We start from the raw sequence: 14,163 nt of genomic DNA on the forward strand, positions 1-14,163 counted from the left end.
CTCCGTGCCAGCGCCTCGACCACGCCGGGAAAGCCCTGTGCTCCGACGGCGGGTCCGAAGACCGCACCGACGGTCATCGTCGTGTCTTCCGCGAGCTGGCTGACGATCAACCGGACCACTGCCGCGAGATACGGGTCGTCGACCAGGTAGACCTGCCGTCTCCCCTCGCGGCGCGAGCGGACCAGCCCGGCCAGGCGCAGCTTCGCCAGATGCTGACTGACCGCAGGCAGCGTCCCGCCGACCTGCTCGGCCAGGCTGCTGACGTCGCACTCGCCCGCCGCGAGGATCCACACGATCTGCAGCCGGGTCGGCGACGCGAGCAGCCCGAAGGCCGCCGCGGCCTGCTCCAGCACGCCCTGGTCGGGCCCCTCGTACCGGTCTGCCGCCGCGCTGCCTGCCACAGCCCCCGTGGCAGCGCTGTCATCCATTCGCGTGCTCCCTCGCCCTCCCGCATCGTGCGGATCCTCGGCCTCGCCGCTCCGGTCGCCCGACCAGACTAGGCCCTCTCAACGCACAGACCCTGCAGCCGCCCGCCCTCCGGGCATGATCATGGCGCGGAGTTCGGGACGTTCGCGGACTCGGCGTAGGCCTGGGTCGGGGTCATCCCGACGCCGTTGAGCTCGACCGTGTCGTAGGTGCTGACCGGCGCGCAGACGTTGCTGTCGTTGGCGGTCTGGGAGTGCGAGTCCTGCAGTGCCGTCTTGGTGTCGACCGGCGCGGGCTTGGCGGTTCCGCCGGGGTAGGTGTCGCCGGTCGTCCAGTCGGTGCCGACCAGCAGCACGACGCCCTGCATCGAGGGGTCGGAGGAGATGTGCGAGGCGGGGATGCCCAGCGACGCGGCGACCGTCTCGGCCTCCGCCTTGTCGGTGCTGTACGAGCCGTAGTGCAACTCGGTGGTGCTGACGTTCTGCGGCGCGGTCACGGCGGTGGTGCCGGAGCCGTAGCCCTTGCCGGTCAGGTAGTTGGCCAGGTCGCCGCCACGGCCGTTGACGCCGCTGCCGTTCTCCACCTGCACGTCGATCTGCGCGGCCGGGAACGCGGGGGCCGTCGGGGACGCGCTGGCGGACGCCTTCGGCGAGGCGGAGGCCGAGGACGACGACGAGTCGCCGCTGCCCGAGGGCTTGCCGCCGCCGGAGAGCGACTGGTCGTTGACGATCGCGGCGAACAGCGACTGCGCGCTCGCTGCCGGAACCACACGGTTCTGGTTGGTCGGGTCCGCCATGGTCTGCATGGTGGTGAATGTGATGTGGCTGGTCGGCACCTTGGCCGCCTCGGCCGCCAGATTGAGCAGCGAGCCGACGCTGCCCAGGCCGCCGTCGACGGTCAGCGCCTTGGTCGCGGAGTCCGCCAGGCTGTAGAGCGCGGTCGGGCTGGTCAGCGTTCCGGCGCTCTTGACCGTGCGCATCAGCGAGCTCAGGTACATGTGCTGGGCGTAGGTGCGGCCCAGGTCGCTGCCGTCGCCGAAGCCGTGCCGGGAGCGGAGGAACTCCAGCGCCGAGACGCCCTTGAGGGTGTGGCTGCCCTTGGACAGCTTGAGGTGCGAGTAGGTGTCGTAGACGTTGTTGTCCACGCAGACGTTGACCCCGCCGACCGCGTCGGACATGTTCACCACGCCGCTGAAGTCGATCATCATGAAGTGCTGGAGCGGGATGTTCGTCAGGTCGTGGATGGTCTGCATCTGGCACTGCGGACCGTAGGCGAGGGCGCTGTTGATCTGCCCGTAGTAACCCGTGGTGGAGTTCTTCGCGTCGTTCGGGTCGGTGCAGGCCGGGACGTTCACCATGGTGTCGCGCGGGATGCTCATCACCGTGGCGTTCGACCGGTCGGCCGATATGTGGACGACCATCTCCACGTCGGCGTTGCCGTAGCCGCTGGAGCCGCAGTCGCCGCCGAGCTGGCAGTCCTCGGCGCTGTTGCGCGCGTCGGTGCCGATGACCAGGAAGTCGATGGGGGTGCGCCCGTAGGGGTCGGCCTTCTCGGCGCCCATGGAGCCGCCGATGGCGACCGTGTGGAGGTTGCCGCTGAACTTGTTGTAGAGCCAGGTACCCACGCCGGCGACGATCAGCACGAGGACGGAGAGGACGATGCCGGCGATCTTGGCAATGCGGTAGGCCCGGGACTTGGGTTTACGCCGCTTGCTCCGTCGCGCCTTGTTGCCGTCCACCTCGTCGGTCATGCTCGGTTTCCTCAGGTTTCACTTGCGTCGGGTGCCGGGTGACACCGACGGGGACGTCGGGGGCGGGTCCAGCGGTTGCACGGTTGCGCAATTCAGCAAGCGTACGCCCGTTCCCTGTGCGACTCCTGCCGACCCACGGTCGTCCTCACGCCCCGTAGTGTCAGCACCTTGTCCAAGGTTCCGTGCACCTTCCCTGGGGGCTCCCAGGAATCACCAAGCTCCAGCTCAAGCGGTTCTCACCCCTGCCGGGCGGGCTTCCGGGGCCGGGCTGCTTCGATCACGATGCGTAGCTGTCGTTGAGCCGGACGTGCCTCTCTGCCGTCGCCGGGGAGTACTGACCGAGGAGTGCTGAGGAGTGCCGAGCAGTGCTGGGGAGTGCTGTGCTCGGGGGTACCGAGGAGTAGCGTCGGCACCATGCGAGCGATCACGATTGAGACCCCCGGCGGGCCCGACGCACTGGTGCTGCGTCAGGCGCCCGATCCCGTCCCCGGTCCCGGCGAGGTGCTGGTCGACGTCGCGGCCACCGCCGTGAACCGTGCGGATGTGTTGCAGCGTCAGGGCTTCTACAACCCGCCTCCGGGCGCGTCCCCCTACCCGGGCCTGGAGTGCTCGGGCGTCATCGCCGCGATCGGCGAGGGCGTCACCGGCTGGGCCGTCGGCGACGAGGTCTGCGCCCTGCTGGCGGGCGGCGGCTACGCGGAGAAGGTCGCCGTCCCTGCGGGACAGCTGGTGCCGGTCCCCAAGGGCGTCGACCTGGTCACGGCGGCCTGCCTGCCCGAGGTGGTGTGCACGGTCTGGTCCAACGTCTTCCAGGTCTGCCACCTGCGGCCCGGTGAGACGCTGCTGGTGCACGGCGGCTCGTCCGGTATCGGCACGATGGCGATCCAGCTGGGCCGGGCGATCGGCGCGAAGGTCGCGGTGACGGCGGGTTCGGCGGAGAAGCTCGCGGCCTGCCGTGAGCTGGGCGCGGAGGTGCTGATCAACTACCGCGAGCAGGACTTCGTCGCGGAGCTGGCGAAGCTCGGCGGAGCGGACGTCATCCTGGACGTGGTCGGCGCGAAGTACCTGGACCGCAACATCGACGCGCTGGCCCTGAACGGACGGCTCGTCATCATCGGTATGCAGGGCGGCGTGCAGGCGGAGCTGAACATCGCGAAGCTGATGTCCAAGCGCGGCGCCGTCGCCGCGACCTCGCTGCGTGCCCGCCCGTTGGAGGAGAAGGCGGCCGTGGTCGCGTCGGTGCGCGAGCACGTCTGGCCGCTGATCGAGTCCGGCGTGGTCAAGCCGGTCGTCGACCGCACCCTCCCCCTGGCCGACGCGGCGGAGGCGCACCGGCTGATGGAGTCCTCGACCCACATCGGCAAGATCCTGTTGCGGGCCTGAGCGCTCCCGGCGCGGGGCCGCCGAGGTCAGCGGTCCCGCGCGGTGGCGTCAGGGCGTGTCCAGCCAGCCGGCCTGCGCGGCTTTGATCCCCGCCTCGAACCGGCTGCTGGCGTCGAGTCGTTCGCACAGGTCGTTCATTACCCGGCGGACCGTGCGGTCGCTGACCGCCAGGCGGGCCGCTGCGGCCTCGTCGGTCATGCCTGAGGCGAGAAGCTTCAGTACCTCCCGCTCCCGTTGGGTCAGGCCGTGGCGACCGGGTGCGGCGCTGGCACCGAGCGGGGTGGAGGTGTTCCAGATGCTCTCGAACATGGCCGCCAGTGCCTGCACCAGGCTGGGGTCGGTCACCAGGAGGGCGCCCTTGCCCGAAGCGCGGGCGTCGATGGGGACGAAAGCGGTGGCCCGGTCGATGACGATCAGACGGTGCGGCAGCGTCGGAGAGGTGCGGACCTCGCTGCCCGACTCGGTGAGCCACTGGGCGTGCGCCGCGGTTGCCGGATCGTTTCGGCAGGAGTCCTGCATGATCTCACGGATCGTCAGCCCGCGTTCCAGCGCTCGGGCGTCGTTGCGTCTCGCCGCCTCGAGGTCCGCCGGTTTGCGTGCCGCTCCCGGGGTGATGCCCAGCACGTCGCAACGAGCGGTCTCCACCTGCTGTTCGATGCGGGCGATCACCACGTCGGTGCCGGTCAGACGCTCGGTGCCGGTGTCCCTCGGCAGCGCCGCGGTCCGTTCGGCGATCATTGCGGCGATCTCCGCCTGGGAAGCGGCGATCCGGGCCCGCTTCCGTTCCAGGTCTGCGTTCTGCCGGGCCAGCAGCGTCTGCAGGCCGGTCTGCGGGTCGACCGCCCGCCAGCCGCCGGTGCGGTCCGAGGAACGGCGGATCAGGGCGAGCGCGAACATCTGGTCGAGTGCGTGTCGGACCTGGTCCTCGGTCAGGTCCAGGGCCAGGCAGAGTTCGTCCACGCCGAATGTCTTCTCTGCGAGCAATGTCCGGTAGACGAGCTCGGCAGTGCGGTCCAGTCCCAACGCGTCCAGCACGAGCGTGGCCCCCCTCGTCGTCCTTCGCCGAGATCCTCCACGGTTATCGGTGTACAAGCAAGCGCTGGCGCGTGACAGCCGTGTGACGAACCGCGACGCTGCCGTGGGGCCGTGTCCGGGTCCGGCCAGTCCGCTTTCGTACAGGTCAAAGCCCTGGTCGGTGCTCGGTCTCGCCGGGCAGAGTCATTCCTGTCAGCGGCTCACCGCTCCGGAACATCGGTTCCGGAATCTTCGGTGGACCGGCCGGAAAAGTCTTTTCTGGAGGAGATCCACATGGGCAACGACGCAAAGCAGCTGATGGCGAACCTGTACGCCAACGGTGCCGAGTTCGACGCCGACTGGAGCGGTGTCAGCGACGAGGCGATGACGCGTCTGCGTGAGGCGTCCGAGTCGGGCGACGCGGCGGTGCAGAGCGTGCTCACCAACCTGGCCTTCTCGAAGTTCGAGGACGCGGACCAGGCGCGCCGTCTCGCCGCGTCCCTGGCCGGCATCAAGCAGGCCGTGACCGCCAGCATCTTCGACGAGCTGCCGACCACCTCGATCGACGACCTGCGCGCCGCCGCCGAGGCCGCGGGCTACGAGGTCGAGGTCCTGGCCTGAGGCCACGGTCTGAGCAGGCGCACGCGCATTGATCCGGGTCACCGAGCCGTCTCGGCCCGGTGCCCCGGATCGGGCGCGACGCATCGGACGCACGAAGAAGGAGGAGTCGGATTCATGAACGATTCATTTGCGATCCAGGGCCTCGAGTGGCGGGCGAACTGGCGGATTGAGAATGGGAACGACTCCTACGTCGTGCCGTTTCCGACTCTGCGTCCGGCCACCCTGGTTTTCCACGGGGAGACCGAGTTCAGCTACGGCCACTACGGGATCCACCTCGGGCAGGCTGACGTCCTGACCTTCCTGGGTCCCAGCGAAGGCACCGTCACCGGCTATTTCATCGACTGCCGGGTCGGCTCGCCGACCGCCGGGATGCGCGAGACCGTGACCTGGTCCCCCACGTCGGCCCGGGCGTTGTACATCCCGAACGGAGTGGCGCACACCTTCGACGGGCTCGAGCGCGTGAACACCATCAACAGCTACGAGCTGTTTCTCCCGTCGCCGGAGGACTGGGTCCACGGCGACCTGGACTGGCAGCCCGACGCGGACATCATCAATCTCCCGCTGGACGTCGCGGACGAGGACCTGCCCTACTTCGTCCCGAACAGCCACCCGGCCGGCGAGGCCTGGTACGACCTTGTCGCCGCGCGGCAGCGCGCGTCCATCCCCCAGACAGCGCCGCTCGAGTACCCGATGACCCGGCAGATGCGGCTGGCCGACGGCACCGTCCGACGGGTCGAGCTGCGACGCCGGCTGACACGTACGGCGAAGCCGGCCTGGGAGCCCTTCGCCGGCGTGTTCGGGGTCGGCTGGGTGCGCCATCCGGTGATCCCGAGTGGGGAGGAGTCGGGATTCTCCGTCCTGGTCGACCGGTACCCGCTCTACTTCATCGACCACGGCGAGACCGGGTACACCCACGACGCCTACGGGATTCACCTCGGGCAGGAGGACCGACTGACCTTCGTCGGCCCCAAGGACCAGACCGTGACGCTCCGGCTGATCGACACCAGGCCCGACTCGCCCACCTACGGGGCGGACACCAGCTTCACCTTCACCCCGGACCCGGAGCGTTACCTGCTCCTGCCCCCGGGCGTCGGGCATGCCTTCGAGCACATCGAGAAGGTCTACACGATCAACCGTCCCCGGACGCTCCTGCCGGTGGACGGCAAGGAGTACCTGCCGGGCAACGACGTGATCGACTGGCCCGTCGAGAAGCGTCCGATCCCGCGGCTGGAGGTGAACTCCGTCCCCGCCGGAAGCGACTACTACGAGGCCAGGGTCGCCGAGCAGAAGCAGCTGCGGCAGACCCAGGCTGTCCGGTCCACCCCTGCGGTGCTGCTGACGCGGGACGAGAACGGCCGGGAGATCCGGGTGGCGCTGCGGAGAAAGGTCGAGGCGGCCTGAGCCCCACCCCGCCCGGGTGGCCGGCCAGGTGCCTGGCCATCCGGGCGAGTGTCCGCCCCGGGCGAGTGTCCGCCCCGGGCGGCTGTCCGCCCCGGGCGGCTGTCCGCCCCGGGTGGTCGATCCTGACCCGCCGTCACCACGCGCAGTCCCTGTCGCAGTCACCAGCCTCGAGCAATCGCGGAGGAGAGATGGAAGCACCGCCCCCGGACCTCGGTCGGAGTACGAGCCTGTGGCGCAACCGGGCGTTCCTGTTCCTGTGGGGAGGCCAGTCGGTCAGCGTCCTGGGATCGACCGTGTCAGGGATCATCATCCCTCTCTACGCGGTGCTCGTGCTGCACGTCTCCACGTTCGAGATGGGCCTGCTGGCAGCCGCCGGTTCCGTCCCCTACATGCTGGTCGGGCTTATGGCGGGAGCCGTCGTCGACCGGTTCCCGCGGCGTCGGCTCATGTTCTGGTGCGACCTGACGCGCGCGCTGGCGCTCGCCTCGATCCCGCTCACCATGCTGCTGTCCGGCACGCCGCCGATCGGTCAACTGCTTGCGGTCGCAGTGCTGGTAGGGGTCATGACGGTCTTCTTCGACGTCGCGTACCAGAGCTATCTGCCCGGTCTGGTCGAGAACGAGCAACTGATCGACGGTAACGGAAAGCTGTCCACGACCGAGTCCGTCGCCGAGGCGGTGGGTCCCGGCCTGGCGGGCGTGCTCATCACGGTGCTCGGCAGGGCGGGCGCGATCCTGTTCGACGTCGCCACCTATGCGCTCAGTTGCCTGTCCCTCGTCCTGATCAGGACTCCGGACGAGGTCATCGAGAAGCGCGCCGTGCCCACACCGCGGCAGCTCGTCCGTGATGTGGCCGAAGGCGCCGGGTATGTCGCACGCGATCGGATCCTGCGCAGGCTGGCGCAGTTCGCGGTGACGGTCAACCTCTTCGGCTCGGCGTACGGCTCGCTGGAGATCGTGTTTCTCAACCGCGACCTGCATGCCCAAGCCTGGATGATCGGAGCGGCCGCGGCGATCGGCAGCACCGGAGGCGTGCTCGGCGGTCTGGCCGCGGCGGCACTCGGGCGCCGCATAGGTTCCGCACGTGCCACGTGGCTGCCGCTCCTCGCGCTCGGCTGGCTCGTCCTCCTGGTTCCCCTGGCCCAGCCGGGGTGGGGCTTCGTCCTCGTGGGCCTCGGGACGGCCGGCAACGTCGCCTCCATCGTCATCTACGCGACCGGCGCGGTGAGCTACCGTCAGGCGACGTGCCCGCCTCACCTGCTGAGCCGGGTGACGTCCTGCCAGCGCTGGATCTCCTGGTGCTCGATGCCGGCCGGAGCACTCTTCGGTGGCTTGCTGGGCACCCTTGCGGGTCTGCGGGCCGGGATCTCGATCGCGGTGGTCGGCTGCTTCCTCGCCGGTCTGTGGCTCTACTTCTCCCCATTGCGCGGGATGCGTGACCTCCCGCTGGCGCGCACCGGCACGGAAAACGCCGGAGAAACCCTGGAAGAACAGCTCGAGCCGAGTTTGGCGACATGACAGAAACGGACCAACCAGGCCAATCCGTCTGGTATCTTTGTCTGCCACACAGCCAATTCTCCAGGGAGTTGCCATGAATTCTTCGGTCGAGCTGGACCGCGAAATGCGCGAGGCGATCGGACTTCGGGACAGCGGACAGTTCGAGAAGTCGTGCGCCGCATTCCAGGATCTCGCCCGCCGATTTCCCGACAGCGCCGAGGTGAGCTTCCAGGCCGCGTGGTCGCACGACCGGGCGGGACTCGAGGAGGAAGCCTGTGGTTACTACGAACGGGCTCTGCAGCTCCCGGGCCTGTCCCGGGAGGACCTCCAGGGAGCCCTGCTCGGGCTGGGGAGCACCTACCGCGTGCTGGGGCGGCATGACGAGTCCGTGGTGACCCTGGAACGGGCCGTGCAGGAATTCGCCGACTTCCCCGCTCTGCGTGCTTTCCTGGCGATCTCCTATTTTTCCGCGGGTTCGCAGGAGAAGGCGCTCGGAACTCTGCTGCGCCTGCTGGCGGACACGAGCTCCGACCCGTCGGTCGAGGAATACCTGAGGCCCATCCGGCAGTATGCCGATGAATTCCTGGAGCTCTGAGCAGCGGAATCGGCCGAGCGGGGCCTGATGGGCGGGTGTCCGGCTCCGGACATTCCGGTTCCGTCCAGGGGTGGAACCTGTTTCGGACGGGCTGCTGCAGATAGTTTCTGCCTTGCGGGCGATTCCGGACCGGAAATCTCCGACGATTCGGCCGCCGTAAGGAATCTGCTCGTCCGAGCCCATGACCCAAGGCGGACCCATGTCGAAAACCGCTCGTAATCTCCTCGTGGCGCTGGCCCTGACCCTCGGCCTCGGCGCCGCCGCCGTTCCGGTGGGCGCTTTCCACCACGCCGGCGTCGTCGACGCAGCTTCGGGGTCCGCCGCGTCCACTGCCTCGCCGAACGACTTGTCCTGGGGCTGAGATCCCGTGTCCGCACCCGGTGGACCGGCCCTTGCTCCGGTCGGCGCGCTGATCGGGATGCCAGCGGGCTGAGCCCGGGCGGCGTGCGGACGCCGGCTCTGACCCTCGCTTCATCGACGGAGGAAGTACGGCGGTGTACCTCGCCATCATCACCCTGGTTCCCGGCGCCGAAACGCCCCGGCAACCCATTGATGCGCAGGTGCTCGTAGACGTCCTGTGGACCCGGGTCGCACCGACCGACCGCATCGAGCACATCAGCACCGCGGTCTCTGCGGACGCCATCGAGCTGGGCTTCTACCTCCACGCGGAGAACCGTCGCGAGGCCGACCGGGCGGCGCAGTCGATCGGCGACCGGGCTTGCGGGACCGTCCCCGTCCTTCGCGAGTGGCGCCCGGTGCCGGGGGCGCGGGGCCAGTGAGCCGCCCGGAAAGTGATGTGCCGTCCGGACCCGGTCCGGACGGCACATCACCATGCTGTGACTACCTGTCAGCTCAGCGACTTGAGCGCGGCGGCGTCGTAGGGCTTCAGCTCGTCGAGGCGGCCGGCCAGGACCTTCGCGGCCCACTCCGGGTCCTGGAGCAGGGCACGGCCGATGGCGACCATGTCGAACTCGTCGCGCTCCATGCGGTCGAGGAGGTTCTCGATGCCCTGGACCGGGGAGCCCTCGCCCGCGAAGGCGCGGATGAAGTCGCCGTCCAGACCGACCGAGCCGACGGTGATGGCGGGCTTGCCGGTGAGCTTCTTGGTCCAGCCGGCGAGGTTGAGGTCCGAGCCGTCGAACTCCGGGATCCAGTAGCGCCGGGTGGAGGCGTGGAAGGCGTCGACGCCCGCCGCCGCGAGCGGGGCGAGGATCTCGTCGAGCTCCTCCGGGGTCTCGGCGAGGCGGGCGTCGTAGGCCTCCTGCTTCCACTGCGAGTAGCGGAAGATCACCGGGAAGTCGGGCGAGACCCGCTCGCGGACCGCGGCCACGATCTCCGCGGCGAAGCGGGTCCGGGAGACCGCGTCGCCGCCGTAGGCGTCGGTGCGGCGGTTGGTGCCCGCCCACAGGAACTGGTCGACCAGGTAGCCGTGGGCGCCGTGCAGCTCGACGCCGTCGAAACCGATCCGCTCGGCCGCAGCGGCGGCCTCGGCGAAGGCGCCGATGACGTCGTCCAGGTCGCGCTGGGTCATCGCCTTTCCGGTGCCCTCGGTCCCGTCGACGCGCAGCCCGGACGGGCCGACCGCCGGGGCGTCGGCGAAGGGCGGCTCGCCCTGGTTGCGGACCATGCCGATGTGCCACAGCTGCGGCACGATCGCGCCGCCCGCGGCGTGCACGCCCTCGACGACCTTGGCCCACCCGGCCAGCTGCTCCTCGCCGTGGAAGCGCGGCACGCGGTCGCTCTGTCCGGCCGAGTCGTGGCCGACGTAGGTGCCCTCGGTGACGATCAGCCCCACCCCCGCGGCGGCACGCCGCGAGTAGTACGACCGGACGTCCTCGCCGGGGACGCCGCCCGGGGAGAACATGCGCGTCATCGGCGCCATGGCGATGCGGTTGCGGACGGTCAGACCGTTCAGCGCGACGGGCCGGTCGAGGATCTCGGCGGCGCGGGAAGCGGAGGACGCGGTGGTGGTCATGGGGTTCCTCATGGGGTGCCGGGCAGGGGTGCGTGTGCAGCAAATGCTTGAAGAGGTCAACTGTTGTGCCGGACGGAAGATTTCTCCCAGGGGGTCCCACCGCATGTGATCCCGGACACGTTCGGGCCCTGAGAATCGTGGCTGAACGGCCGTGGCCCTCCCGCTTCTGCGGGAGGGCCACGGCGATGTCCCTTGAGAGGGCAACGGGTTGCTACGAGCTGTAGACACCGTCCGGTTCCGCTCCGCCTCGGACCCGAACCGAGGAGCCGTTGCGGACGTCGATCTTCCCGTCGGCGACCGGGACGACAACCTGGTGGGAGATCGCCTGCCCGCTTGTGAAGTCGCCGTAGACGTTGTTCAGGGTCCGCGCCGGGCCCACCGGCTTGAACAGGCCCTTGGGCGGTCCCGCTACCGCGGCCGTGACCGAGTAGGCACCGGGGTAGTAGCCGGGCGAGGGCGTTCCCGCGGTGTAGCCGACGCTGTTGAGCACCAGGTCGTAACGGCCCGGGGTGAGCCCGGACGTCGAGAGCTGCACGGTGAGCGACGTTCCGGCGGCATTGGTGGCGACGACATGATTCTGCTGGTAGTTGCTCACCACACTGCCGTTGCTGGCCAGGTTGATCTCGGTGCCCAGGTTGAGACCTGTGCCCGTCAGGACGACCTGGTTGGTGGCGTCTGCGGGGCCGGAGGCGGGCGAGATCGAGCTGACTGTCGCCTGTACCGGCGGGGTCGCGCAACCCTGCACGCAGATTCCCTGCATGGTGTAGCTGATCGGGGTAGGGCTCGTGTAGGGCATCACCAGCAGCACGCCCTGGACGGCCGCCTGCGAGGTGTTCTCGCACTGGACGGCGAGGTCGCTGACGCCACCGGAGATGCCGCACAGCCCGTACATACTGGTCCAGTCCGCGTCGTCGTAGATCGTCGCGTCCGGGGCGGCGGTTCCGCCGGACGCGACCAGGCCGATGCCGAACAGCTCCGATGGCGGCATCGACACCACCGCGCAGTACCCGGTGGTGCTCTCGGTCAACGTGCCGCTCTGCGGGGCGAAGCCGGTGCCGGACAGCTGGTGCGCAGTGCACTGCGGTGCCCAGCCCGACGCCGTCTCCACTCGCCAGGTGTCCACATGTGCGGGGATGGCGACGCCGGCGTATCCGGAGGCCAGCACGAGGACCTGGTACGACGTGGAGCCGGTGACGTTGCAGGACGGACCCCACTGACGACACACGACGGCGCCAGACGGATCGGCGACCTCAAGCACCACCCCGGCCTGGCCGGGCGCGTCGGACCGGGCGGCGAACCAGACCTTGTCCGTCGCCGCGGCCGAGACCTTCAGACATTCCGCGTCCAGAGCCGAGGTCAGCACCAGACCGGTTGATGGCCCACCCACGGTGGTAGACGTCGGGGCGGTGCAGGCGGCCGTCTGCGTGACGTCGCGGCGGACCACCTTGTAGGTGTCAGGGGCGGTGAGGCCGACGGCCATCACCAGAGCGGTGTAGGCCGTCCCTTGCGAGTAGGAGCAGACCGTGGTGGTGGAGTCCTGACAGATCAGCTTGCCGGTCGCATCGTTGACGTTGATGCTTCCAAACTCGGTGTTGCTGTCATTGGTGTAGTCGATCATCTCGCCGGTGGAGTGCTGCGCGGCGGGGATGGTCAGGCACTGCACGGTCGAACTGGGCGTGAGCGTGACTTCAGCACCCCAGGACCCGCCGAAGCCCGACTGCGGCCAGGCCGAGCAGCCGGAGGTCGAGTCGGTGCGCTGCACGAGAACCTGGTAGCCGCCGTTGGCCTCCTGCGCGTTCAGGACCACGTGGAACGGCGCGGTGCCGGTCAGCTGGCAGACGGCGTAGGTGAAGGAGGCGTTGGGGCACTGCTGGACGCCGGTGGCGTCCAGAACCTGCATCTGCGGCGAGCTGCCGTCGGCCGTCGGCTGGTCGAACATGTAGTCCGTCAGGCCGGAAGCGGTCGGCAGGGTCAGGCAGATCTCCTCGCCCATCCCGGCGAAGTTGCCCTTGGCGGCGCCACTCGCGAAGTCGGTGTCCGAGGCCGCGGTGCAGCCACCCGCCTCGTCCGCGGCGATGAAGGCCACGCCGAAGGCCGAGGGGGAGGGGAGGTACTGCTCGGCCACGAAGTCGTAGCTGCCCGCGGCCAGCTGGCAGGTGGGGCCGAAGTTGGCGCAGGCGGCGGTGCCGCTGGTGGTGTAGAGGCTGCCGGTGACTCCGCCGGAGGCCGCTGATGCCGCGTAGACCTGGTATTGGTCGGCCTTGGTGACGGTCAGGGTCCGGCACGCCACGGTGGAGCCGGTGTCCGGCACCTGGCCGTAGGTCAGCTGTGCTGCGGTGACGCAGCCCTGTGGCTGGGTCAGGTCACTCAGCTGCAGGTAGTAGCTGTCGGCGCTGCCCTGCTGGTCGTAGGCCAGGACGCGGTAGGGGGCTGTGCCGGTCAGCGCGCAGTCGCTGTTGGTGTATGCGGAGCACACCTGCGTGCCGGTGGCGTCGTACACCGTGACCTGGACCTGCTGGTACGAAGCGGCGGTCAGGGCGGTGTGCAGGACGCTGCCGCTGGTCATGGCGAGCGTGTAGCAGTTGCCCATGCTGCCCGCTGCCAGCGTGCCCTGGACCGCCGACGTGCCGAAGGAGGTGTCGGCCGCCGAGCAGGAGGTGTCCGAGAGCAGGGCGACGTAGGACAGCGTGAAGGCGTTGCCGCCGTCCTGGATCGCCAGGGTGTAGCTGCCGGACTGGGTGGTCGGGCAGACGGCCGTGGGCGAGTAGGACGACTGGCAGGTGACCACGGAGCCGTTCGGAGCCGTGACGGTGATCATCAGTGCGCCGCCCGCCGACGACATGGCTCGCACGGCGAGCAGGTCGGTGGCGGAGGGCAGGCTGAGCGTGTAGGTGTCCGTCCCGGCCGGCGCTGTGCAGGGGTAGACGGTGTCCGCCGTGATGGAACCCGAGCAGGTGCTCGCCACGGTGCTCTGGGCCAGGACGCGGTGGGTCGTCGCGGCGCGCAGCGACGTCGCGCGGGTGGCGGCGGGGCCGGTCCGGGGCGCGGTCGGCAGGGGCTTGGCCGCGGGCGGAGGCACTGGCTTGGTGACGGTCTTGCGGTGCGCGGCGGCGGGTGCGGTCTGGATCGCCTTCGCGGTCTGCCCGGCGTGGGCGGCGGAAGAGCCGTGCGCGGTCGCCGCACCCGCGACCGGCTGGGAGACGACGGCGTAGGCAGCGCCGGTCGGAGCGAGCAGCGCGGCCAGGACCGCGACGAGCAGCGCGAGCACCGACCAGGCCGACCCGCGCCTGCGTCCGGGTCTCGGGCATATGGAGTTTGCAGGTGTTGGCATGCTTTTTCCGATTCCCCCTCAATGTGGAATAAAGAGAATTTCGAGAAGTTCTGACGGGAGACGTTCTGAAACGTCCGAGGGCCCGTGGGCCGCTGGTCACGACCCTTGTGGGCCTTGCGGTGAGGCGGGCAGGGCGGAGCGTAGCAGTGGGTCTGCATCCGTGGATGTGAA

The 14,163-nt window shown here is 69.5% G+C and carries 11 protein-coding genes and 1 pseudogene; 7 read left to right on the top strand and 5 right to left on the bottom strand.

What is annotated here, in order from left to right; translation table 11 throughout:
* Nucleotides 1–89 precede the first annotated feature (89 nt).
* Nucleotides 90–428 (bottom strand): annotated as a pseudogene (locus ABH940_RS01800) (ArsR/SmtB family transcription factor); the annotation flags it as partial.
* 119 nt (nucleotides 429–547) lie between these two features.
* Complete coding sequence (locus ABH940_RS01805; RefSeq protein ID WP_370071186.1) at nucleotides 548–2,176, bottom strand: LCP family protein; 1,629 nt, start codon at nucleotides 2,174–2,176, stop codon at nucleotides 548–550.
* 414 nt (nucleotides 2,177–2,590) lie between these two features.
* Between ABH940_RS01805 and ABH940_RS01810 the strand changes: the two genes are divergently transcribed.
* Nucleotides 2,591–3,559, top strand: a complete 969-nt coding sequence (locus tag ABH940_RS01810) for an NAD(P)H-quinone oxidoreductase (RefSeq protein WP_370104011.1) — start codon at nucleotides 2,591–2,593, stop codon at nucleotides 3,557–3,559.
* Nucleotides 3,560–3,607: 48 nt separating this feature from the next.
* Here the strand turns inward: ABH940_RS01810 and ABH940_RS01815 are convergent, their stop codons facing one another.
* Nucleotides 3,608–4,594: a LuxR C-terminal-related transcriptional regulator gene (locus ABH940_RS01815; protein ID WP_370071190.1), complete on the bottom strand. Its 987-nt coding sequence runs from the start codon at nucleotides 4,592–4,594 to the stop codon at nucleotides 3,608–3,610.
* 273 nt (nucleotides 4,595–4,867) lie between these two features.
* Here ABH940_RS01815 and ABH940_RS01820 point away from each other — a divergent pair, with 273 nt between their 5' ends.
* The 6 genes from ABH940_RS01820 to ABH940_RS01845 all read left to right on the top strand — a co-directional run bounded on the left by ABH940_RS01820 (nucleotide 4,868) and on the right by ABH940_RS01845 (nucleotide 9,465).
* Nucleotides 4,868–5,194, top strand: a complete 327-nt coding sequence (locus ABH940_RS01820) for a hypothetical protein (protein ID WP_370071192.1) — start codon at nucleotides 4,868–4,870, stop codon at nucleotides 5,192–5,194.
* 114 nt (nucleotides 5,195–5,308) lie between these two features.
* On the top strand, nucleotides 5,309–6,595 hold the full coding sequence (locus ABH940_RS01825) for a dTDP-4-dehydrorhamnose 3,5-epimerase family protein (protein ID WP_370071194.1): 1,287 nt from the start codon (nucleotides 5,309–5,311) through the stop codon (nucleotides 6,593–6,595).
* A 188-nt stretch (nucleotides 6,596–6,783) separates the two neighbouring features.
* Nucleotides 6,784–8,112, top strand: coding sequence for an MFS transporter (locus tag ABH940_RS01830; protein WP_370071196.1), 1,329 nt, complete (start codon nucleotides 6,784–6,786; stop codon nucleotides 8,110–8,112).
* A 73-nt stretch (nucleotides 8,113–8,185) separates the two neighbouring features.
* Complete coding sequence (locus ABH940_RS01835; RefSeq protein WP_370071198.1) at nucleotides 8,186–8,686, top strand: tetratricopeptide repeat protein; 501 nt, start codon at nucleotides 8,186–8,188, stop codon at nucleotides 8,684–8,686.
* Between the two features lie 199 nt (nucleotides 8,687–8,885).
* Entirely contained in the window at nucleotides 8,886–9,047 is a 162-nt protein-coding gene (locus ABH940_RS01840) for a hypothetical protein (RefSeq protein ID WP_370071200.1), read from the top strand.
* A 133-nt stretch (nucleotides 9,048–9,180) separates the two neighbouring features.
* A complete protein-coding gene (locus tag ABH940_RS01845) occupies nucleotides 9,181–9,465 on the top strand; it encodes a hypothetical protein (RefSeq protein ID WP_370071202.1) in 285 nt (94 codons plus the stop codon).
* A gap of 68 nt (nucleotides 9,466–9,533) precedes the next feature.
* On the opposite strand, the gene ABH940_RS01850 is transcribed toward ABH940_RS01845, so the two are convergent.
* Both ABH940_RS01850 and ABH940_RS01855 read right to left on the bottom strand, forming a co-directional pair.
* Nucleotides 9,534–10,661: an NADH:flavin oxidoreductase gene (locus tag ABH940_RS01850; RefSeq protein WP_370104013.1), complete on the bottom strand. Its 1,128-nt coding sequence runs from the start codon at nucleotides 10,659–10,661 to the stop codon at nucleotides 9,534–9,536.
* Nucleotides 10,662–10,872: 211 nt separating this feature from the next.
* Nucleotides 10,873–13,992: a hypothetical protein gene (locus ABH940_RS01855; RefSeq protein WP_370104015.1), complete on the bottom strand. Its 3,120-nt coding sequence runs from the start codon at nucleotides 13,990–13,992 to the stop codon at nucleotides 10,873–10,875.
* Nucleotides 13,993–14,163 lie beyond the last annotated feature (171 nt).

Source organism: Streptacidiphilus sp. BW17 (genome assembly GCF_041262485.1).
Lineage (GTDB): Bacteria > Actinomycetota > Actinomycetes > Streptomycetales > Streptomycetaceae > Streptacidiphilus.

Excerpts from the sequence above, each read along its gene's own strand:
- ABH940_RS01830 (WP_370071196.1), top strand. The coding sequence starts at position 6,784 with ATGGAAGCACCGCCCCCGGACCTCGGTCGGAGTACGAGCCTGTGGCGC.
- ABH940_RS01855 (WP_370104015.1), bottom strand. The coding sequence starts at position 13,992 with ATGCCAACACCTGCAAACTCCATATGCCCGAGACCCGGACGCAGGCGC.
- ABH940_RS01810 (WP_370104011.1), top strand. The coding sequence starts at position 2,591 with ATGCGAGCGATCACGATTGAGACCCCCGGCGGGCCCGACGCACTGGTG.
- ABH940_RS01835 (WP_370071198.1), top strand. The coding sequence starts at position 8,186 with ATGAATTCTTCGGTCGAGCTGGACCGCGAAATGCGCGAGGCGATCGGA.
- ABH940_RS01840 (WP_370071200.1), top strand. The coding sequence starts at position 8,886 with ATGTCGAAAACCGCTCGTAATCTCCTCGTGGCGCTGGCCCTGACCCTC.
- ABH940_RS01850 (WP_370104013.1), bottom strand. The coding sequence starts at position 10,661 with ATGACCACCACCGCGTCCTCCGCTTCCCGCGCCGCCGAGATCCTCGAC.
- ABH940_RS01825 (WP_370071194.1), top strand. The coding sequence starts at position 5,309 with ATGAACGATTCATTTGCGATCCAGGGCCTCGAGTGGCGGGCGAACTGG.
- ABH940_RS01805 (WP_370071186.1), bottom strand. The coding sequence starts at position 2,176 with ATGACCGACGAGGTGGACGGCAACAAGGCGCGACGGAGCAAGCGGCGT.
- ABH940_RS01820 (WP_370071192.1), top strand. The coding sequence starts at position 4,868 with ATGGGCAACGACGCAAAGCAGCTGATGGCGAACCTGTACGCCAACGGT.